The organism is Shinella sp. NM-101, from assembly GCF_021401195.1.
Classification (GTDB): Bacteria; Pseudomonadota; Alphaproteobacteria; order Rhizobiales; family Rhizobiaceae; genus Shinella.
The window spans coordinates 117,604-136,813 of the sequence record NZ_JACBFT010000005.1; the positions used below are offsets into that span (position 1 = coordinate 117,604).

At 66.5% G+C, this 19,210-nt stretch carries 18 protein-coding genes and 1 tRNA gene; 5 read left to right on the forward strand and 14 right to left on the reverse strand.

Annotation, left to right across the window (positions count from 1 at the left end; translation table 11 throughout):
- Positions 1–5: 5 nt before the first annotated feature.
- The gene (locus L0976_RS12005; protein ID WP_203316810.1) at positions 6–344 is read right to left on the reverse strand and encodes a P-II family nitrogen regulator; all 339 of its coding nucleotides are present in this window, start codon (positions 342–344) and stop codon (positions 6–8) included.
- Positions 345–573: 229 nt separating this feature from the next.
- Positions 574–1,452: an acyl-CoA thioesterase II gene (gene tesB, locus L0976_RS12010; protein ID WP_203316811.1), complete on the reverse strand. Its 879-nt coding sequence runs from the start codon at positions 1,450–1,452 to the stop codon at positions 574–576.
- A 109-nt stretch (positions 1,453–1,561) separates the two neighbouring features.
- Between tesB and L0976_RS12015 the strand changes: the two genes are divergently transcribed.
- Entirely contained in the window at positions 1,562–2,782 is a 1,221-nt protein-coding gene (locus L0976_RS12015) for a ubiquinone biosynthesis hydroxylase (RefSeq protein ID WP_234187731.1), read from the forward strand.
- 450 nt (positions 2,783–3,232) lie between these two features.
- Here the strand turns inward: L0976_RS12015 and L0976_RS12020 are convergent, their stop codons facing one another.
- The 4 genes from L0976_RS12020 to L0976_RS12035 all read right to left on the reverse strand — a co-directional run bounded on the left by L0976_RS12020 (position 3,233) and on the right by L0976_RS12035 (position 5,765).
- Positions 3,233–3,421, reverse strand: a complete 189-nt coding sequence (locus L0976_RS12020) for a Trm112 family protein (protein WP_203316812.1) — start codon at positions 3,419–3,421, stop codon at positions 3,233–3,235.
- Between the two features lie 9 nt (positions 3,422–3,430).
- The gene (locus L0976_RS12025) at positions 3,431–4,111 is read right to left on the reverse strand and encodes an LON peptidase substrate-binding domain-containing protein (protein WP_234187511.1); all 681 of its coding nucleotides are present in this window, start codon (positions 4,109–4,111) and stop codon (positions 3,431–3,433) included.
- A gap of 124 nt (positions 4,112–4,235) precedes the next feature.
- Positions 4,236–5,198, reverse strand: a complete 963-nt coding sequence (gene trxA / locus L0976_RS12030) for a thioredoxin (RefSeq protein ID WP_234187513.1) — start codon at positions 5,196–5,198, stop codon at positions 4,236–4,238.
- Between the two features lie 57 nt (positions 5,199–5,255).
- Positions 5,256–5,765 carry a prolyl-tRNA synthetase associated domain-containing protein gene (locus tag L0976_RS12035; protein ID WP_203316814.1) on the reverse strand — a complete coding sequence of 170 codons (510 nt, stop codon included), beginning with the start codon at positions 5,763–5,765 and terminating at the stop codon, positions 5,256–5,258.
- A gap of 215 nt (positions 5,766–5,980) precedes the next feature.
- Here L0976_RS12035 and L0976_RS12040 point away from each other — a divergent pair.
- Positions 5,981–6,055, forward strand: a tRNA-Gly gene (locus L0976_RS12040).
- An 886-nt stretch (positions 6,056–6,941) separates the two neighbouring features.
- On the opposite strand, the gene aldA is transcribed toward L0976_RS12040, so the two are convergent.
- The 5 genes from aldA to L0976_RS12065 all read right to left on the reverse strand — a co-directional run bounded on the left by aldA (position 6,942) and on the right by L0976_RS12065 (position 13,074).
- The gene (gene aldA, locus L0976_RS12045; RefSeq protein ID WP_234187515.1) at positions 6,942–8,423 is read right to left on the reverse strand and encodes an aldehyde dehydrogenase; all 1,482 of its coding nucleotides are present in this window, start codon (positions 8,421–8,423) and stop codon (positions 6,942–6,944) included.
- Between the two features lie 26 nt (positions 8,424–8,449).
- Positions 8,450–9,490 carry a 4-hydroxythreonine-4-phosphate dehydrogenase PdxA gene (pdxA, locus tag L0976_RS12050; protein WP_234187517.1) on the reverse strand — a complete coding sequence of 347 codons (1,041 nt, stop codon included), beginning with the start codon at positions 9,488–9,490 and terminating at the stop codon, positions 8,450–8,452.
- Between the two features lie 8 nt (positions 9,491–9,498).
- Entirely contained in the window at positions 9,499–10,476 is a 978-nt protein-coding gene (locus L0976_RS12055; RefSeq protein ID WP_234187518.1) for an ABC transporter permease, read from the reverse strand.
- Positions 10,464–11,948, reverse strand: coding sequence for a sugar ABC transporter ATP-binding protein (locus L0976_RS12060; RefSeq protein WP_234187519.1), 1,485 nt, complete (start codon positions 11,946–11,948; stop codon positions 10,464–10,466). The genes L0976_RS12055 and L0976_RS12060 overlap by 13 nt, the downstream gene beginning before the upstream one ends.
- 61 nt (positions 11,949–12,009) lie before the next feature.
- Complete coding sequence (locus tag L0976_RS12065; protein WP_234187520.1) at positions 12,010–13,074, reverse strand: ABC transporter substrate-binding protein; 1,065 nt, start codon at positions 13,072–13,074, stop codon at positions 12,010–12,012.
- A gap of 220 nt (positions 13,075–13,294) precedes the next feature.
- On the opposite strand from L0976_RS12065, the gene L0976_RS12070 reads away from it, so the two are divergent.
- The 3 genes from L0976_RS12070 (at position 13,295) to L0976_RS28770 (ending at position 15,867) form a co-directional block, all read left to right on the forward strand.
- On the forward strand, positions 13,295–14,095 hold the full coding sequence (locus tag L0976_RS12070; RefSeq protein ID WP_234187521.1) for a DeoR/GlpR family DNA-binding transcription regulator: 801 nt from the start codon (positions 13,295–13,297) through the stop codon (positions 14,093–14,095).
- On the forward strand, positions 14,092–15,114 hold the full coding sequence (locus tag L0976_RS12075) for a four-carbon acid sugar kinase family protein (RefSeq protein WP_234187523.1): 1,023 nt from the start codon (positions 14,092–14,094) through the stop codon (positions 15,112–15,114). The genes L0976_RS12070 and L0976_RS12075 overlap by 4 nt, the downstream gene beginning before the upstream one ends.
- 162 nt (positions 15,115–15,276) lie before the next feature.
- Positions 15,277–15,867: a CGNR zinc finger domain-containing protein gene (locus L0976_RS28770; RefSeq protein ID WP_234187524.1), complete on the forward strand. Its 591-nt coding sequence runs from the start codon at positions 15,277–15,279 to the stop codon at positions 15,865–15,867.
- Here L0976_RS28770 and L0976_RS12085 read toward each other — a convergent pair.
- Genes L0976_RS12085 through L0976_RS12095 form a run of 3 tightly spaced genes read right to left on the reverse strand, consistent with a single transcriptional unit; the run spans position 15,864 to position 19,198 of the window.
- Positions 15,864–17,195 carry an FAD-binding oxidoreductase gene (locus tag L0976_RS12085; protein ID WP_234187525.1) on the reverse strand — a complete coding sequence of 444 codons (1,332 nt, stop codon included), beginning with the start codon at positions 17,193–17,195 and terminating at the stop codon, positions 15,864–15,866. The two genes, L0976_RS28770 and L0976_RS12085, sit on opposite strands and share 4 nt — an antisense overlap.
- 49 nt (positions 17,196–17,244) lie before the next feature.
- A complete protein-coding gene (locus L0976_RS12090) occupies positions 17,245–17,868 on the reverse strand; it encodes a VOC family protein (protein WP_234187526.1) in 624 nt (207 codons plus the stop codon).
- 22 nt (positions 17,869–17,890) lie between these two features.
- Complete coding sequence (locus L0976_RS12095) at positions 17,891–19,198, reverse strand: FAD-binding oxidoreductase (RefSeq protein ID WP_234187528.1); 1,308 nt, start codon at positions 19,196–19,198, stop codon at positions 17,891–17,893.
- Between the last annotated feature and the right edge of the window lie 12 nt (positions 19,199–19,210).

A 19,210-nucleotide genomic window follows, 5' to 3' on the forward strand; every position in this document is an offset into this window, starting at 1 on the left:
TTTGCTTAAAGGGCTTCGGAATCGGTTTCGCCGGTGCGGATGCGCACGGCATGGTCGATGGAGTAGACGAAGATCTTGCCGTCGCCGATCTGGCCGGTCTTGGCGGCCGAGGCGATCGCTTCGACGGCCTTGTCGGCGACGTCGACGGGCACGGCGATCTCGATCTTCAGTTTCGGCAGGAAGCTGACGGCATATTCGGTGCCGCGGTAGATTTCCGTATGCCCCTTCTGGCGCCCGTAACCCTTCACCTCGGTCACGGTCAGGCCCTGGATGCCGACGGCGGTGAGGGCTTCGCGCACCTCGTCGAGTTTGAACGGCTTGATAATGGCCATTACGATTTTCATCTGGTTTCCCATCCTTCGTGCTTGTCCCCAGCCGGGGCCGCTCTCCTTGCCGTTGGCAACGACATGTCCACAACGACTGGGAGCTACACATTCAAGGGGCGTGCCAGATTCGAGCGCGCAATCTAACCAATTGAAATAAAATGGATAAAAATGGAAATCGCGCTGCGGCGCAAAAAATGGCCACAGCAATTGCCTAAAAAATAGCCCTTAACTGGAAGAAGCGTAAATTTTAGCCAGTTGCCTTTTTCCGAATCAGCCCTTCCTGGGCGACGGAGGCAATGAGCGTGCCGGAGCGGGTGAAAATTCCACCGCGCGTCATGCCGCGCCCGCCGAAGGCCGAGGGACTGTCCTGGCTGTAGAGCAGCCAGTCGTCGAGAACGGGCGGGCGGTGGAACCACATGGCGTGATCGAGGCTCGCCACCTGCAGCGAGCGGTCGAGCACCGATGTGCCATGCGCGAAGAGCGAGGTATCGAGCAGCGTCATGTCGGAGAGATAGGCGAGCACCGCCGCCTGGAGATGCCGCTCGGCCGGCACCGGCCCGGTCGTGCGCACCCAGATGTCCTGGTGCGGCTCCAGCTTCTCCGTCGAAAGATAATGCGCGAGCGAAACGGGCCGCAGCTCGATCGGCCGCGGGCGCTCCCAGTAGGCGCGGATATGCGGCGACGCGGCGGCCATGAACTGCTCCTTCAGCTCCGCCTCGCCGAGCAGCTTTTCCGGCGGCGGCACGTCGGGCATCGGCGCCTGGTGGTCGAAGCCGTCCTCCTCGTCCTGGAAGGACGCCGTCATCAGGTAGATCGGCTTGTCGTGCTGGATGGCGACGACGCGGCGCGTGGCGAAGGAGCCGCCGTCGCGGATGTTCTCCACCTCGTAGATGATGGGCACCGAAGGATCGCCCGGCCGCACGAAATAGGCATGCAGCGAATGCACGAAGCGGTTCTCCTCCTCCACCGTGCGCGTGGCGGCGACGAGCGCCTGGCCGACCACCTGGCCGCCGAACACCCGCTGCCAGCCGACCTGCGGGCTCTTGCCGCGGAACAGGCGCATTTCCAGCCGCTCGAGGTCGAGCGTTTCGAGAAGGCTATGCATGGCGGGATTCTGGCGCGACATTTGGACGTGGCTCCCAAGCTGGACCCGAGGTAGGAAAGCGGTTCCTCCTCCTCTATATAGGGGGAACGAAGACCTCAAGCGCCGAGGAGGCCCCATGACCGAAGCCCAGATGCTCGATGTGCTCGTCGCCGGCGGCGGCTATGTCGGCCTGTCGCTGGCCGTCGCCGTCAAGAAGGCCGCGCCGCACCTCGCCGTCCAGGTGGTGGACGGCGCGCCGGATCATGCCTGGCGCAAGGACGAGCGCGCCTTCGCCATCGTCGCCGCCGCGCGCAACCTCCTCGACGTGCTCGGCATCTGGGACGGGATCGAGCCCGAGGCCGAGCCGATCCGCCGCATGGTCATCACCGATTCGCGCACGGCCGATCCCGTCCGCCCCGTCTTCCTCACCTTCGAGGGCGCGGGCTCCGGCGACGACGGCCAGCCCTTCGCCCATATGGTGCCGAACCGCGCCATCACCGGCGCCCTCCTCCAGCAGGCGGAAGCCCTTGGCGTGACGATCCGCTGGTCGACCGCCGTGGAAGGCTTCGCCACCGGCCAGCATTCCACCGCCGTCAGCCTTTCCGACGGCACGGAGCGCCACACGCGCCTCCTTGTCGCCTGCGACGGCGTCCGCTCGAAGCTGCGCGACATGGCCGGCATCAAGACGGTGCGCTTCGACTACGGCCAGTCCGGCATCGTCACCACCGTCCAGCACGAGCGCCCGCACGAGGGCACGGCGGAGGAGCACTTCCTGCCCGCCGGCCCCTTCGCCACGCTGCCGCTCACCGGCAACCGCTCCTCGCTGGTCTGGACCGAGCGCACGGAAGACGCCCGCCGCCTCGTTGCGAGCGACGACCTCGTCTTCGAGGAGGAGCTGGAACGCCGCTTCGGCCACAAGCTGGGCGCGCTGAAGGTGGTCGACGGTCGCCGCGCCTTCCCGCTCGGCCTGACGCTCGCCCGCGCCTTCGTCGCCCCGCGCTTTGCCCTTGCGGGCGATGCCGCGCACGGCATCCATCCGATTTCCGGCCAGGGCCTCAATCTCGGCTTCAAGGACGTCGCGGCGCTGGCCGAAACCATCGTGGAAGCAGACCGCCTCGGCCTCGACATCGGCGCCGTCTCGGTGCTGGAGCGCTACGAGACCTGGCGCCGCTTCGACACGGTGCGGATGGGCATGACCACCGACGTGCTGAACCGCCTCTTCTCCAACGACGTCACGCCGCTGCGCGTGCTGCGCGACCTCGGCCTCGGCGTCGTCGACCGCCTGCCGGGCCTCAAATCCTTCTTCATCCGCCAGGCCGAGGGCACCTCCGGCGGCGGCCATCCGCGCATGCTGGTGGGCCAGCCGATCTGAGAGGCGCCAGCCGCAGGAGGCCTGCCCTCTAAAAAGGACGGCGCGCCCGGTCTTGCGCCGTGCCCGCACCGGCGCCCCACCCACCGACGTCATCCTCGGGCTCGACCCGAGGATCATCCTATGTGTTCGCTCTGTTGTCGGATGGTTGCGGGACGCGGCCGAGAGGATCCCGGCCGCCGTTGGTGACGGAAGGCCGCAGCGTGGCCTGGTCCCTTCCCGCTTCGCACATCAACCTGAACAGTTGCATGAGGCTGTCGCCACAGGCCTCGCACACAGGAGCAGGCCCCATGACGATACACCAGACCTTCGTCGGCTGCGACATCGGCAAGGAAGCGGTCGATATCCTCGATCCGCGGACAGCCACGCGGCACTCGGAGAGTGGATGGTCGGGTCAAGCCCGACCATGACGAAGGAGAGGTTTGTGAGTGTATGGCGAGAGTGTCCCTCGCCTCAGTCCTTGATCTCCCGCGCCTCCGAGATCAGCATGATCGGAATCCCGTCGCGGATCGGGTAGGCGAGCTTCGCCTTCTCGGACACCAGTTCGCCGGCCTTCGCGTCATAGGTCAGCCGCCCCTTGGTCAGCGGGCAGACGAGGAGTTCGAGCAGCTTCGGATCGACGCGGCTGGTGCTGGCATCCATTGGCAGGTCCTATTGCAGCCGCGTGTCGACATCGCCGTAACTGCGCGCCAGCACGATTTCGGTGATCGCGATCAGCGTTTCCGCCCGCGTCTTGAGATCGGGCGCCTCCAGCAGCGCCTGCTTTTCCGCCGGCCCGTAGGGCGAAATCATCGCCATGGAATTGACGAGCGTCATGTTGCTGGCGCGCTCGACACTCTCCCAGTCCGCTTCCAGCTTGTTGGCCTCCAGATAGGCCCGGAAGGCGGCGAGCAGCGCCTCGCGGTCAACGCTCTGCTCGTCGTCGCTGACCGAGAGGTCCGTGATGAAGGGCGCGATGCGGAAGCTGCGATAGGACTTGCCGCCGCGCACCTCCTCCAGCAGCCGGTAGCGGCAGATGCCGGTGAGCGAGACGATGTAGCGCCCGTCGCCGGTCTCGGCGAAGGAGGTGATACGGCCGAGGCAGCCGACCTGGCAGAGCGACGGCGTGTCGCCTGCCGTCTCGTCCACGCGGTGCTCGCCGAAGACGGGCTGCACCATGCCGATCAGCCGGTGCGAGGCGAGCGCGTCGTCGAACATGGCGAGATAGCGCGGCTCGAAGATGTTGAGCGGGAGCTGGCCGCCGGGCAGGAGCAATGCACCCGTCAGCGGAAAGACGGGGATGGCCTCGGGCAGGTCCGCCGGCTTCAGATAACGCGCATTTCCCACCTGCATGGCATTGCCTTCCCATTTCGCGGCGCCGCGCAACATCCTTTGCCCCTCACCATCGCGCCTTCCCCGAATGTGGGGTAGGCGCGGCGTTTCTCAAGGGACACCGCTTCGCCGGCCGGAAAAAAGCTCAGGAAAACAGGATCGACGACAGCTTGCGGCGGGCGGCGATCGTCGCCGGATCCTTGGGGCCCCAGACCTCGAAGAACTGCAGCAGCTCGCGGCGCGCGCCGTCGTTCTCGAAGGCGCGGTCGTGCTTCATGATATGGAGAAGATGGTCGGCCGCCGCCTGGCGGTCGCCCTCCACGTTGCGGATCTTCGCAAGGTTCAGCCGCGCGGCGTGGTCGTCCGGATTGAGCGCCAGCGTGTGTTCCAGCGCAGAGGGATCGCCGAGCTTGCGCGCCTCCTCGATCTGGTCGAGCTTTTTGGCGACCGCGGCGATGGCCGGATCGGCAGCGACGGCTTCCGGCAGGTTGGCGAGCGCCTGCCGGGCGTTTTCCGGCTGTCCGACGGCGATCATGCATTCGGCGATGCCGGCAAGCGCCGCGGCGTTCTCCGGATCGGCCTGCAGCAGGGCGCCGTAGAGATCGGCGGCGCCGGCAAGATCGCCCGCGTCGAACCGCGTCCTCGCCTCGGAAAGCAGCGCCTCCATCTCGGCCTTCTCATCCACGTCGGCGGGGCCGGCGACCTTGTCGATGAACGCGCGGACCTGGCTTTCCGGCACGGCCCCCATGAAGCCGTCCACCGGCCGGCCGGCGACGAAGGCGATGACGGCGGGAATGGACTGGATGCCGAGCTGGCCGGGAATGGAGGGATGGTCGTCGATGTTCAGCTTGACCAGCTTGACGCGACCCGCCCCCTCGCGCACGACCTTCTCGATGATCGGCTGGAGCTGCTTGCAGGGGCCGCACCACGGCGCCCAGAAATCGACGAGGACCGGCTGCTGACGCGAGGCCTCGAGCACGTCGCGCGAGAAATTCGCCGTGGTCGTGTCCTTGACCAGGTCATCCGCCGGTGCCGCCCCGCCATAGCTCGCCGAAACGTTCATCTGTCCGCCATAGGACGATGCATAGGGGTTGTCGCTTGCACTCATGGGTCTCTCCTGTGGCGCAAAGCGCCGTCAACGTCTGTCTGCGCACAAAATCGTATGTCAGGCCGTGACTTTCAAGACAAGCGGCTCGTGTCCCGTCGCCTCGATGAAGCGCAGCAGGTCCTTCGAGCCGATGGAGGTCGTCGCATCGTTGCGCAGCGGATGGCAGTTGAGCGTATCGTAGGCCATCAGGTCTTCGTCGATGATGATCTTCACGTTCTTCCCCGTGTCGTTGAACACGCCGAAGGCCGTGACGGCGCCGGGGATGACGCCGAGATATTCCATCAGCTTTTCCGGCCTGCCGAAGGACACGCGGCTTGCCGCGCCGATCACGGAATGAACGGTCTTCAGGTCCACCGTCGCATGTTCCTCGACCGTCATCAGGAAGTAGTTGTCCTTCTTGTCCTTGACGAAGAGGTTCTTCGTGTGGCCGCCCGGAATCTCGTCGCGCAGCGCCACCGATTCGGCGACGGTGAAGACGGGCGCATGCTCCTTCGTCGCATGGGCGATGCCCAGTCCGTCGAGAAACTGAAAGAGGTCCTTGTCCGTCTTCGGCTGCATATCGGTCATGTCGCGTTCCCACCAAGAATTGCACCGTCCGCTGATAGGGCTTCGCCCGCCCCGGCGCAACCTCCTGAGAAACCGGCGCTTTGGAAGACGCCGCAATTTTTTCGGCAAAATCCGACATTTCCCTGTTGCATTTGAAAATGGCTTGGGCCATATAGCGCCCGTCGCCGCAACGTAGCGACCTTCGGCCACCGACTACCCCAGGCCGTCGACGATGAGCGGGTGTAGCTCAGGGGTAGAGCACAACCTTGCCAAGGTTGGGGTCGAGCGTTCGAATCGCTTCACCCGCTCCATTCTCTCCAAAGTTTTCGAAGCCTCGGTTCGCCGGGGCTTTTGTGTTTTCCGGCGTGGTTGAAATCACGAGGAGCGAGAGCGGCTGGAAAGGTCGCGGTTACACACGGGTTACCAATTTACGGCTTCGACATAGACGAGGGTATGGATCTACTTGCTCGGGACACTCGCGGCCCTCTTCGGCCGCGAGTGTCGTCTGCATGCTGCCATTGGCGGCAACAACGACGAGCGGCTGGCCCTGAAGCGCGAGGGTCCGATTGCTGGTCTGTGTCGTCTGAGCCCTCTGCTTGCGCCTACAAGCCGCGACATCTCGGTCGGTTAGTATCGATATTGCCGACCGCGGTGGCATGGACACGCATGACGTCCTGCAAACCGTCAACCATGTTCTGATAGTACGATCGCACGCACACCAAGACTTACCCGTTCAACGCGGACATGGGGACTTTGGTGTATTTCTGGCTGAAGGCCTGATCGATCTGCTTCATGTCACAGGCGATATTCCGCACCTGCTTTGGAAAGCGCCTGTATCTTCAGAACGGCTACGGGATAGGGCGGAGTGAGGAGATCGTCAGGCTCGCCAGATTCTTCACCTGGTTGACGAACATCTGTGCATGCCGACATCCAAATCCCGAAGACGGTAATCGGGATTGAAGACATCAGATCGCCGATGAGGGAGACCCACGGCATCCTTCATCGGTGATCTGCCCGGCGTCGTCGCAACGGACATGGCCCGCGTCCTCGGGCTGCAATGCCGAATCCATGGCGAAACCCGAGACCTTGCGCGGATCGCCTTCATGTTGATCGACCCGCAAAACGAAGCGAGCGTGGCCGGGTTCGCCGTGAATTGCCAGGCGGAGGAAACCTTCCGACGGCGGACCCCTCCTGACACTACCCGCCATACGGCATGAGGCCGACGGGCGATGTGCCGGAATAGTTGGCGTAGACGGTCTTCTTGCGCAGGAAGGCTTCGAGGCCGTGGACGCCGTCGTCGCCGCCCAGCCCGCTGTTGCGGTAGCCATTGTGGAAGCCCTGCAGCGATTCCGGACCGACGCGGTTGATATAGACCTCGCCGAAATTCACGTCGTTGACGGCGCGCATGATCCTGCTGAAATCGTTGGTGAAGAGATAGGCCGACAGGCCGTAGCGGCTGTCGTTGGCGACGGCCAGCGCCTCTTCGAAATCGGCGACCTTCATGATCGGCACGACCGGGCCGAAGATCTCGTCGCGCATGATCGGCATGGCCGGCTCCACGCCGGTCAGCACCGTCGGCGTCAGCCAGTAGCCGCCGGCAACGGGCGGCGTGTCCGGGCGGCCACCCTTCAGCACGGCCTCGGCGCCCGCGCCGATCGCCTCTTCCACGATGCGCTCGACCTTCTCCAGCTCCCGCGCGGAAACCTTCGGGCCGAGATCCGTCTGCTCGGATAGCGGATCGCCGAGGCGCAGCGAGCGGCTCGCGGCGACGAACTTCTCCACGAACTGGTCGTAGACGCGTTGATGCACCAGCGTGCGCTCGTTGCAGATGCAGACCTGGCCGCAATTCATGTAGCGCGAGGTGACGGCGGAGCGGACGGCAAGGTCGATATCGGCATCGTCCATGACGATGAAGGGAGCCTTGCCGCCGAGTTCCAGCGACACGGGCACGAGATTGGCCGAGGCCGTCGCCATGATGCGCTTGCCGGTCGGCACGCTGCCGGTCATGGTGATGAGGTTGACATCGGGATGCGAGGTCAGCGCCTCGCCGATCTCCGCGCCGCTGCCCGTGACGATGTTGACGACGCCCGCCGGCACGCCGGCCTTCTCGAACAGGCCCGCCATATAGAGCGCCGAGAGCGGCGTCTCCTCATGCGGCTTCAGGACGATGGTGTTGCCCGCGATCATCGACGGGGCGACCTTGCGGCTGACAAGCGCGGCCGGATAGTTCCACGGGATGATCGCCGCGACGACGCCGACCGGCACGCGCTGGATCCAGATTTGCTCGCCGCGCGCATCCGAGGGCAGGATCTCGCCCTGGATGCGGCGGGCGAATTCCGCATAGTAGGAGAAGAAGCCGGCCGCGCCGCCGATCTCGCCGCGCGCCTCCAGGATGGGCTTGCCCTGCTCCTGGACGACGATGCGCGCCAGTTCCTCGGCATTCTCGGTGATCAGCGCGGCGATGCGCTGCATGATCGCCGCCCTTTCGAGCGGGGCCATCGCCGCCCAGGCGGGCTGGGCCTTGCGCGCGGCGGCCAGCGCCTCATGGGCCTGCTCCCGGCTCGCTTCGCCGACCACGGCGAGCACCTTGCCGTTGGTCGGGTTGAAGACCTCGCGGGAATCGCCGCGGCCCTCGACCCGGCGCCCGTCGATCAGCATCGTCTTCGGATTGTCGCTCATTGCATTCTCCCTGGAACTGGTGTCGCTCATGCGACGGCTTGGTGGGCGGCCGGGCGGGCAAGGTCGAGCGCGTAGTCGATCGCCTCCAGCAGGCTGCTCGCCTGCGCCTTGCCCGTGCCGGCGATGTCGAAGGCCGTGCCGTGGTCGACCGAGGTGCGGATGATCGGAAGGCCGAGCGTGACGTTGACGCCGCTCAGCGCCGTCCACTGGCCGGTCGCCGTGTCGACGCCGAAGCCGAGCAGCTTGACCGGGATATGCCCCTGGTCGTGATACATGGCGACGACGGCGTCGTACTGGCCGGCGCGCAGCTTGACGAAGACCGTGTCGCCCGGCACCGGCCCCTCCACCTTCAGGCCACGCGCCCGGTACTCCTCCACCAGCGGCGCGGTGATATCGATGTCGTGCCGTCCGAAGATGCCGCCCTCGCCGGCATGGGGATTGAGCGCGGCAACGGCGATGCGCGGCTCGGCGATGCCGAGCGCCCGCAACGTTTGATGCGTGAGATCGATGACCCGGCCGATGCGCTGCGGCGTCGCCTTCTTCGGCACGTCCTCCAATGCGCAATGGGTGGAGACATGGGTCACCCGGAAATTGCCGTGCGCCAGCATCATCACGCTGTCGCGGACGCCGGTGAGGTCGGCGAGAAGCTCGGTATGGCCGGCATAGTCGTGGCCGGCGAGATGCAGCGCCTCCTTGCTGAGCGGGGCGGTGACGATGGCGGTGACGGTGCCGGCAAGCGCCTGCTCGACGGCGATGCGCACCGCCTCATAGGCCTGCTGGCCGCAGGCGGCGCTGACGCGGCCGATCTCGACGGGATGGGAAAGCGGCGTCGTGGGCAGGATCGCCGCCGGCGGGGCATCCGCGATCCCGTCCACGGAGATGACCGGCGGCGCGGTCGCGCCGAGGCGGCGGGCGGTCTCCTGCAGCGTGCCCGCGTCGCCCACCAGCAGCAACCGCAGATCGCCCTGCTCCAGCCGTCCGGCGAAGGCATCCAGCGCCTTGATGCATATCTCCGGGCCGATGCCGGCGGGGTCACCGACCGTGACGGCTATGGTTCTTCTGTCCATTGTGTCTCTCACTTGATTATCAGGATCTTCGAGCGGTCGATCGTCAGGAAGACGGCGGCGATCAGCACCGCGCCCTTGATGATGTTCTGCAGGTAGGGGTCCATGCCGATCATGTTCATGCCGTTGGACAGGATCGCGATGATCATCACGCCCAGCACCGTGCCGCGGATACGGCCGATGCCGCCGGTGAGCGGCGTGCCGCCGACGACCACCGCCGCGATCACGTCGAGCTCCAGGCCCTGGGCGAGCTGCGCCGTCGCGGCCATGGTGCGCGCGGCCTGCAACAGGCCGGCAAGGCCGCAAAGGGTACCGCACAGGACGAAGACGCCGAGCTTCACCCGGTTGACGGGAATGCCGCTCAGGAGCGCCACCCGCTCGCCGCCGCCGACGGCACGCACCTCGCGGCCGAAGACCGTATGGTTGAAGACGACCGCCACCACGGCGAGCGCGGCAAGCGCGATCAGCACGGAATGGGGAAGGCCGAAGCTGCGCGACGCATAGACCTGCAGGAAGCCGGGATCGGAGATCGAGACCGGAGCGCCGCGCGTATAGAGCAGCACGACGCCGCGATAGATCACCAGCGTTCCGAGCGTGACGATGAAGGAGGGGATCTTGCCATAGGCGAAGAGCGCGCCGTTGAGGAGCCCGCAGGCAAAGCCCACCAGCACCGCCGGCACGATGGCGAAGGCCCCCATGCTGCCCGAGGCGGCGGCAGCCGCAAGGGCGCTCAGCGCGACGGTGGAACCGACCGACAGGTCGATGGAGCCGTTGACGATGACGAAGGTCATCGCCAGCGCCGCCACCAGCAGCACCGTGCTCTGCTGCAGCACGATGAGGCCATTGCCGACGGTGAGGAAACGGTCGGACAGGAGGGCGAAGATGACGCAGAGCGCGGCAAGCAGCAGGACGGGAAACAGGTCCCGGATGCCGGGCAGGCGCCTTGCGCCCGCGGATGCCACGACCGGGTTTTTTGCTACATCATCCACTTTACAACCTCCTCCTCAGAGGGCCTTGCGCCGGGCGCGAAGCGATGCGAGATCGCCCCCCGGCGCGTGACAACGATCTCGTCGGCCACGCCGATCAGCTCGGCGAGGTCTTCCGTCACCATGAGGATCGTCATGCCCTCGCCGGTAAGCTCGCGCATGAGGCGGTAGATCTCCGCCTTGGCGCCGACATCCACGCCGCGCGTGGGATTGTTGAGCAGCAGCATGCGCGGCCGGGTGGCGAGGCACTTGCCGAGCACCACCTTCTGCATGTTGCCGCCGGAAAGCGACGAGGTCGCCGCATCGCGGGCCGCCGTCTTGATGCGCAGCCGCGCGATCATCTCGTCGGCCACGCGGCGTCCCGCGGTCCGGTCGACAAGCCCGCCCGCCGTCCTTGGGCGCACCGCCATCGTCAGGTTCTCCTCGATGGGGAATTCCGGGATCAGGCCCTCGCCGGTGCGGTCGCCCGGCACATAGGCGATGCCCTGCCGCCAGGCGTCGCGCGGATCGCCCGGGCGGAACGGCTGCCCGCCGAAGCGCATGGTCCCCGACAGGACCGGCTCGGCGCCCATGACCGCCGCCAGCATGGCATCGCCGCCCGAACCCTTGAGGCCGCCGATGCCGACGATCCGCCCGGCCGGCACCGCAAGCGAGACCGGGCCAAGGCCGGAGCGCGTGACGACCTCCTCGAAGGCGAGCTCGGCGGGAACCTCCCCTTGCGCCGGCGCGGAGGCGGGCGGGAAGATGCCGCCGTCGAATTCGCGCCCGACCATCAGTTCGTGCAGGCGGCCCTCGCCCATGCCGGCCGCATCGAAGCTGCCGACGAGCGCGCCGTCCTTCAGCACCACCAGCCGGTCGGAAATGTCGAAGACCTCGTTGAGGTGATGGGAGACGAAGGCGACGCCGTGGTCCTGTTCCCGCAGGTTGCGGATTACCGCCAGCAGCCGGTGCGCCTCGCGGTTGTTGAGGAAGGCCGTCGATTCGTCGAAGAAGACGAAGCGCGGATTCGCGGCGAGCGCGCGCGCCACCTCGATTATCTTCAACTGGCCGAGATCGAGGCTGTCGATGTCGGCCGAGACGGAAATGCCGGAGTCCAGCCGGTCGAGGATCGCCTGCGCATCCGCTTTCAGGCGTTTCCAGTCGACGAGGCCGAAGCGGCGGTAGGTGCGAAGCCGGCCGAGCATGACATTCTCGGCGACGGTGAGCGAACGGTTGACGTTGAGTTCCTGGAAGACCAGCGCCACGCCCCGGGCTTCCGCCTCGGCAAGGCTCCTGGGCGCATAGGGCGCGCCCTCCAGCGTGACGGTTCCCGTATCCCAGGGAAAGACGGCGGCGAGCGCCTTGAGCAGGGTCGACTTTCCCGCACCGTTCTCGCCGACGAGCGAGACCACCTCGCCGCGGCTGAAATCGACGGAGACGCCCGACAGGGCCCTGGAAGCACCGAAATTCTTGGAAATGTCGCGGGCGGATAGCATGAAGCCTCCCGGCCGGCCGAAGCGGGAGGAGAGCGGCGGGCGCCCTCCTCCCCGGCAGGCTTTACTTGCTGTACTTCATTTCGAAGACGGCGCTCTCGGCATCCTTGTTATAGGTCTGCGAGTGCGCCTTGAAGTCGTAGACGGGAACGCCGCCCGGGAAATCGGCCTTGAACTGTGCCACGCGGTCCTGCGTCAGCGGCAGGAGTTCGAGCTTGATGTTCGCCTTATCGGCCGGAACCTTGTGATCGTTCAGGAAGTCGTACATCGTCACCAGCGCGAAGCCGCCCTGAAGCCAATGGCCGCCGATATCGAAGAGAAGCTGGCCAGCCTCCACCGCATCGATATTCTCGGGGTTGAGGTCCATGCCGACGACGATGATGTCCTTGCCGGGCACCTTGCCCGCGCCGGTGATGGCCGCCATGACGCCCGTCGCCGTGCCGCCGTTCGCGGCCCAGACGCCCTGGACGTTGGGATTGCCCTGCCAGAGGCTTTCGAACACCGTCTGCGAGGTGTCGCGCACGAAATTGCCGTCGACCTCGCCGACAACCGTGACCTCCGGATGGGCATCGAGCGCATCCTGCAGGCCGGCCCGGCGATCGATGGCGACCGAGGTGCCGGCGGTGCCGTTGACGACGGCGATATATTTCTTGCCGTCGGAAGCCGGCTCAAGCGCGGCGAAGAGCGCCTCGGCCATCTGCTTGCCGGCATCGCGGTCGCTCGGGCCGATGAAGGCGATATAGTTCGGGAACTGCTCCGACTGCGGCGCGAAATCGGCATAGGTATCGGTCAGGATGACCGGGATGTTGCTCTGCGCGGCGAGCGTCAGGCCGGGCACGGCCGTCGCCCAGTAGGGCGTGAAGATGATGCCGTCAACGCCCTGCGCCACCAGGTCTTCCAGGCTCTTGATCATCTGGTCGGGCTTGTTGTCGGCATTGAGCACGACGAGGTCGACGCCAAGTTCGCCCGCACCCTTCTTCATGAAGTCGACATAGGAATTCCAGAACTGCGCGTCCAGCGTCGGCACGACCACGCCGATTGTCGGCTCGTCCGCGGCCTGGGCCGGCGCGACGATGGCTGCGGCCGCCAGCATCAGGCCAGCCGCCATCGACTTGAGAAACGATCTCATTCTCTCTCCTCCACCTTGATCTCCCTGACGGAATCTGGCGTGCGCCGATACCGGCATCATGCCCTTCCGCCCTCAATATGCACCCAAAAGCTATCAAGTTTTTTCAGTCCGGCAAGCTCTATTTGACATCTTTTGGATTCTTTCTGGAATTTTTTGGAATATCTTGACGAAGCGGGGCATCACTCCCTACCCTCGCGGCAACAAGGAGGATTCCCGCCGCATGCTGCCCGCCAAACGACGTGCCCGTATCATCGAGCTGCTGCGCACCGAGCATGCGGCGTCGCTGCGCGACATGGCCGAGACGCTCACCATCTCGCTTTCCACCCTGCGCCGCGACGTCGAATATCTGTGCGAGACCGGCCTCTTGCAGCGCACGCACGGCGGCGCGCTGCTGGAGCCCGCCGCTCTGAAGATGCTGGAGCCTTCGCCGGAGATCGCCTCGGCCATCGCCAGCGCCGAGAAGCAGGCCATCGGCCGCCGCGCCGCCGCCATGATCCAGCCCGGCCAGACGGTGATCTTCGACAGCGGCACCACGACGGCAGCCGCCGCCGCATCTGCGCGCGAGCGCAACGTACCCTTCACCGCCGTCACAAACGATCTCGCCATCGGCTCGATGCTGTCCGGCAACGCCGCCATCCATACGACCGTCACGGGCGGTTATGTGCGGCCCGGCTCCTCGACGCTGCTCGGGGCCGGCGCGATGCAGACGCTGTCGCGGCTGCGCGCCGACATCGCCTTCATCGGCACGCATGCGCTGACCGGCGAGACTCTTTCCGACACGTCGATCGAGCTGGCGGAGATCAAGAGCACTATCCTGCGCGCCGCCGACCGCATCGTGCTGCTCGCCGACAGCGGCAAGTTCTTCAGCACCTCGTTCTGCACCTTCGGCCGGCTGGTCGACGTCCATCTCGTCATAACCGACGACAAGCTGCCGCCCGAGCATGCCGCCGTCATCCGCGCGCTCGGCGTTCCGGTCGAGACCGTCGAAAGCGCGCCGGCCGGTCTGAGGGGCGTGGCGTGAGCCGACTGCGGCTCATTGCCGATGATCTCACCGGCGCGCTCGACAGCGGCTGCGCCTTCGCGGACGCGGACGCCCCGGTGCGGATCGCCGTTCCCGGCCAGCCGCTGCCAGCGGGAGAGCGGGTCGCCGTCAGCACGGAATCACGCGACATGGAGGAAGCGCAGGCGGTGGCGGCCGTCGCGGCCGCAGTGCACGCCTTCGGCGCGGAGAGCCCGGATACCCTCTGGTTCAAGAAGATCGACAGCGTGATGCGCGGCCATCCCTTCGCCGAAACCCTGGCGGCGCTCGAAGCGGGCGGCTTTTCCGCCTGCGTCTTCGCTCCCGCCTATCCCGAAATGGGACGCATCACCCGCGATGGCCGGCAATACAGGGTCGACGGCGCGGGCGCGCCCGTATCCGTCGGGCCGGATTTCCGGCAGGCCCTTGGCCCACTCGGCCCCGTCCTCACCATCATCGACGCCGAGCGGCAGGAAACGTTGCGCGCGCATGTGGCCCGCCTGCGGCTGGCACCCGCGGCGGAGCGGACGTTGTGGGTCGGCACGGGCGGGCTTGCCGCGGCCCTTGCGGGCGCACGCGTGCCGGCCCCGTTCCCCCCGCTGCGCTGCGTGATCGTCGGCACCCGCCATCCCGTGACGCGCACGCAGGTCGAGCGCGCAATCGCGGACAGCACGGTTGCCGAAGGACCGGGCGGCGAAGGTCTCGCCCGGCTGCTCGCGCCGGCCTTCACCGCCGCCAGCGCCGCCGAGACGCATGCCCTGGTACGCCGGCACCTGCCGGACGTCGATCTCGGCGCCGCGGACGCAGCGTCGCTCCTCGTCACCGGCGGCGATACGCTTTCGGTCGTCCTTGAGGCAACGGGGGCGGAGGTTCTGGACTGCATCGGCGAGGCGGCGACCGGTGTTCCGGTCTCGCGCATCCGGGGCGGACGCTGGGATGGCGTCACCATCTTGTCGAAGTCCGGCGGCTTCGGCGATACGGATCTTCTCTCCCGGCTGGCATCGCGGCACGGAGAGCCATAGGCGGGGCGCCCGCCGACGGAAAACCGGCCCCCGGCCGGCATCGAACGCAAGAGGCGGGCGTTTACCTCGTGTCTTGCGGCCGGATATTTATGCCCTTAATGTTCGGACGACGATCTGTTATGGTCGAATCGCGGCGTCGGCGCCGTTTACGGATCGATGTCCGTGACGTCGGTTCTCATCCGCGTAGGCATGTTGAAAGTCTGGAAGATGGTCCCTGCCGAGGTTGTGCGTGATCTTTCCCTGATCGCCGAGATCGTCAATATGGGGGAAACCCCGGAAAAACTCAGCAAATCCTGGATAGGCGACCTGATCGACCGCTACGGCATCACCTACAAGCCGGCGATCACTGATACCGACCGCGACGACCTGTTGCGGCTGGCCGACGAGTTCCGCATCATCTTTTCCATGCAGGCGGATGACCTCGCGGATTTCTCCAACAGGGTTCTCGAAAAGATCCGCTTCTCGCCCCGCATCAAGAACCACGGCGGCTTCGGCTGGCACATCCATTATTTCGACGAGGACTTCTCGTTCGGCGGGCGCACCCGCTCGAATGCCGCCATGTCCATCATGTCGCTGATCGTGCATGAGGAAGCCGCCCGCCTCAAGACCTGCAAGGCCATCACCTGCAGCAAGGTCTTCGTCGATACGACGCGCAATTCCTCCAAGGCCTATTGCGACGTGAAGACCTGCGGCAACCGCGCGCATGTCGCCCATTTCCGCGCCCGGTCGCTGAAACCGGCGCTGCAGGGCTAGAACCCGGTCAGCAATTCGATCTTCGAGCCGTCCGTGAAGCGGGACAGGCGGAACTCGTGCGGATCGACGATCGGCGTGCGGCCGGTGACGATATCGGCCATCAGCCTGCCGGCGCCCGGCCCGATGCCGAAGCCGTGGCCCGAAAAGCCCGTGGCGATGTGAAAGCCGGGAAGGCTGTCGACCCTGGATATGACGGGGATAGCATCCGGCGTGACATCGATATAGCCCGCCCAGCGCTGCGCGACCTTCGCCTTTTCGAACACCGGATAGGCCGCCTTCAGCCTGGCAAGCGCGGTGTCCACCATCCTGACGGACGGTTTCGGATCGAGCACGCGGCAATATTCGAAGGGGCTCGGCTCGTCCAGCGCCCAGCGATTGGGGATGCGCGCCTCGTCGAGGAAGCGCCATCCGAAGCGGAAGGCCAGCGCGCGCCACTCCTTGCGATAGGCGGGCAGGAAATCGAGCGCATAGCGAAAGGCCTTCGGCACGATATCGACGATGTTGCCATGGCCGGAGGCGACCGTGTAGCCGCCGTCCTCGCGCCGGCGTAGCGCGAAATCGTCGCCCCAGACCGCCGGCCCCGGCCCGCCCTCCAGCGGCTCGGTGCGCAGCACCGAATTGAGGACCTTCAACTGCGGCAGGTGGAGGCCGAGCGTGCCGGCAAACAGGTTCGACCACGCCCCGCCGGCCAGCACCACGGCCTTGCAGGCGATGGGCCCGCGCTCGGTGACGACGCCGCTGACGGCGCCGGCGGCGGTTTCGATGCCGCGCACGGCGCATTCGCTCAGTACCGCCGCGCCTCTTGCACGCGCGGCTTCGGCGATGGCGGGCGCTGCTCTCTGCGGCTCCGCCCTTCCGTCGATGGCTGTATGAAGACCGCCCTTGAGAGCCATGTTCCAGCCGGGAAACATCTCGCGCAGCCCGGCGGCGCTCAGCAGGCGGGACCGGAACGGATAGCCGTCGAGATTGCGGCTCCAGCGCTCGTTCGCTGCGCATTCCGCCTCGCTCGCGCAGGTGAAGACGATGCCGGCGCGGCGATATCCAAGGTCCCGGCCGGTGCGCTGGCCCAGCGTCTCCCAGATCCGCAGCGCCTCGGCCATCAGCGGCACCTCGCGCGGGTCGCGCATCGAGATGCGCACCCATCCCCAGTTCCGGCTGGACTGCTCGTGCCCGATGGCGCCCTTCTCGCAGAGCGCCACGCGCAGACCCATATCCGCGAGCTCCAGCGCCGTCGACGTACCGATGATCCCGCCGCCGATCACGACGACGTCCACCTCCCTCGGCAGTTCGGCATCTCCGTGGACAGGCACGACATAGGGTCCGGGCATCGAGGCGCTTTCATCTTTCCGGCGGTTGATCGAAATCCGGGCGTGCCCGTCAGACGGAGTGAGAGGGCAGGTCGAAAGCACCGTGCCGCCCGCGCAGCGTCACCCGCAGCTCCGACCGCTCGGCCAGGACGACCGGAATATCGAGACCGAGGGCCTCGTAAAGGGGCCGGATCTCGTCGCATAGCGGATGAGCGACCACGAAACGCTCCAGGCTGCACCCTTTCGGCGCTTCGGCGGAGGGGTGATTGGGCGTATCCCATTGCGAGACGAGCGGCAATGCGATGCCGAAGCGCGTCGGCTCGACGGCGAGATAACGCCATTCCAGCATCTCGCCGCGCAGCGTCCGGCGGCTGCCGGCGCGGATTTCGGCGGACAGGCCGAAGTTCTCCAGAACAGCCTTCGCCGCATGGATGTCGTCCGTCGACACGACGAACAGGTCCAGGTGATAGCCGGGCTGGGCGGCCATGCGTGCCCCGTTGCCGATCAACGGCTGGTCGGGATCGGGCGCGTCGATGGCGAGATAGAGGCCATCGGCCAGCGACAGCAGCGCGTTGCGCGTTCCCATGCCCGGATGCGAGCCGCCGGGCGCGGCGCGGACGCCGCTCCAGGCTTCCACAGCGTCGACGGCATCGTCAAGCGAGGGAGCGGACCAGGCGAAATGGTCAAGTTTCATGTCTTTCTCCAGATCGGTAGCGTCACAGGACGTTTTGCGGGGCGGCGAAGAAGCGCTCGCGGAACCGCTGCAGGCGGAAGGGCTCGAGCGGGATCGTCGTCGCGCCGGTGTCGATCAGCTCCGCGAGCGTATCGCCCACGCCCAGCGATATGCCGAAGCCGTGGCCGCTCATGCCGGTCGCGATCACCAGATTGCCGCGATCACTCACCTGGTCGAGAACCGGCACGCCATCCGGCGTGATGTCGATACGACAGGCCCATGTCTCGACAAGCGCCATGTCCTCGGTGATGCCGAAGGCGGCCTTCGCGGCCGCGCGGCTGCTTTCGAGCACGCCGTCATTGGCCGGAACCTGCGGGACGCGCAGGGCCTCGTAGCGGTCGGGCGCGCCGGAGAGATAGGCGCTCACCATCCTGCCGTCGTCCCAGAAATGGCGGCCGATATTGACGCGCGTGCCCTCGCGGCTTGCAAACAGCGTGCGGACATAGCGCGGCGCGTAGCGCAGGCTGCGGAACGCCGCGTCATAATCGAGCGGCCCCTGCAGGCCGGGCGCGATGGTGAGGCCTCCGTCGTGGCGCGGCCGCACGAGCGCCTTGTCGAAAATGGTCGGCAGGGCGATTCCATGATCGAACGGCGCGGTGCGGCCCACCGAAACGCGCAGGTCCACCTGCGGAACGGAAATTCCGTAGCGGCGCAGGAAGACACCACTCCATAGCCCCGCAGCGACGACGACCGTTTCCGCGCGCACCTCGCCCTGCTCGGTGACGATCCCCGCCACCTTGCCGGCCTGCATGAGCAGCCCCTCGACCAGGCAGTTTTCCCTGACATCGGCGCCCTTGCGGGCCAGCGCCCGCGCGATGGCTGGGGCGGCGAGGCTGGGCTCGGCCCGGGCGTCGCTCGGCGTGTAGAGGCCGCCGAGGAACGACGCCTGCAGGCCGGGATTGATGGACCGGATGCCGGACGAGGCGACAAGCGTGCTGTCCACGTCGAATTCGCGCGCGATCTCCAGCCAGTCGCGCATCCGGCCGAGCTTGTCCTCGTCGGAGGCGAGCGCGATGATGCCGCTGGCGCGGAAGCCGGTGACGTCGCCGATCTCCGCGTCGATGCGGTTCCACAGATCGAGGCTGCGCTTGATGAGCGGCATTTCGCGGCGGTCGCGGCCCTGCTTGCGCACGAAGCCGGAATTCTTGCCCGATTGCTCGCCCGCGATCCGCCCCTTCTCGTAGACGCCGACGGAAAGGCCCCTGCCGCTCAGATACCAGGCGATGGCGCATCCGATGATGCCTCCGCCGACGATTGCGACATCAACACGCTTCAGTTGTTTGGATGACATTTTCTCTTTCCG

Coding starts and splice junctions, on each gene's coding strand:
- L0976_RS12025 (WP_234187511.1), bottom strand. CDS start 4,111: ATGCAGGTGGGAAATGCGCGTTATCTGAAGCCGGCGGACCTGCCCGAG.
- L0976_RS12005 (WP_203316810.1), bottom strand. CDS start 344: ATGAAAATCGTAATGGCCATTATCAAGCCGTTCAAACTCGACGAGGTG.
- L0976_RS12070 (WP_234187521.1), top strand. CDS start 13,295: ATGCTGCCCGCCAAACGACGTGCCCGTATCATCGAGCTGCTGCGCACC.
- L0976_RS12060 (WP_234187519.1), bottom strand. CDS start 11,948: ATGCTATCCGCCCGCGACATTTCCAAGAATTTCGGTGCTTCCAGGGCC.
- trxA (WP_234187513.1), bottom strand. CDS start 5,198: ATGAGTGCAAGCGACAACCCCTATGCATCGTCCTATGGCGGACAGATG.
- pdxA (WP_234187517.1), bottom strand. CDS start 9,490: ATGGACAGAAGAACCATAGCCGTCACGGTCGGTGACCCCGCCGGCATC.
- aldA (WP_234187515.1), bottom strand. CDS start 8,423: ATGAGCGACAATCCGAAGACGATGCTGATCGACGGGCGCCGGGTCGAG.
- L0976_RS12035 (WP_203316814.1), bottom strand. CDS start 5,765: ATGACCGATATGCAGCCGAAGACGGACAAGGACCTCTTTCAGTTTCTC.
- tesB (WP_203316811.1), bottom strand. CDS start 1,452: ATGTCGCGCCAGAATCCCGCCATGCATAGCCTTCTCGAAACGCTCGAC.
- L0976_RS12090 (WP_234187526.1), bottom strand. CDS start 17,868: ATGAAACTTGACCATTTCGCCTGGTCCGCTCCCTCGCTTGACGATGCC.
- L0976_RS12020 (WP_203316812.1), bottom strand. CDS start 3,421: ATGGATGCCAGCACCAGCCGCGTCGATCCGAAGCTGCTCGAACTCCTC.
- L0976_RS12065 (WP_234187520.1), bottom strand. CDS start 13,074: ATGAGATCGTTTCTCAAGTCGATGGCGGCTGGCCTGATGCTGGCGGCC.
- L0976_RS12085 (WP_234187525.1), bottom strand. CDS start 17,195: ATGCCCGGACCCTATGTCGTGCCTGTCCACGGAGATGCCGAACTGCCG.
- L0976_RS12095 (WP_234187528.1), bottom strand. CDS start 19,198: ATGTCATCCAAACAACTGAAGCGTGTTGATGTCGCAATCGTCGGCGGA.
- L0976_RS12015 (WP_234187731.1), top strand. CDS start 1,562: ATGCTCGATGTGCTCGTCGCCGGCGGCGGCTATGTCGGCCTGTCGCTG.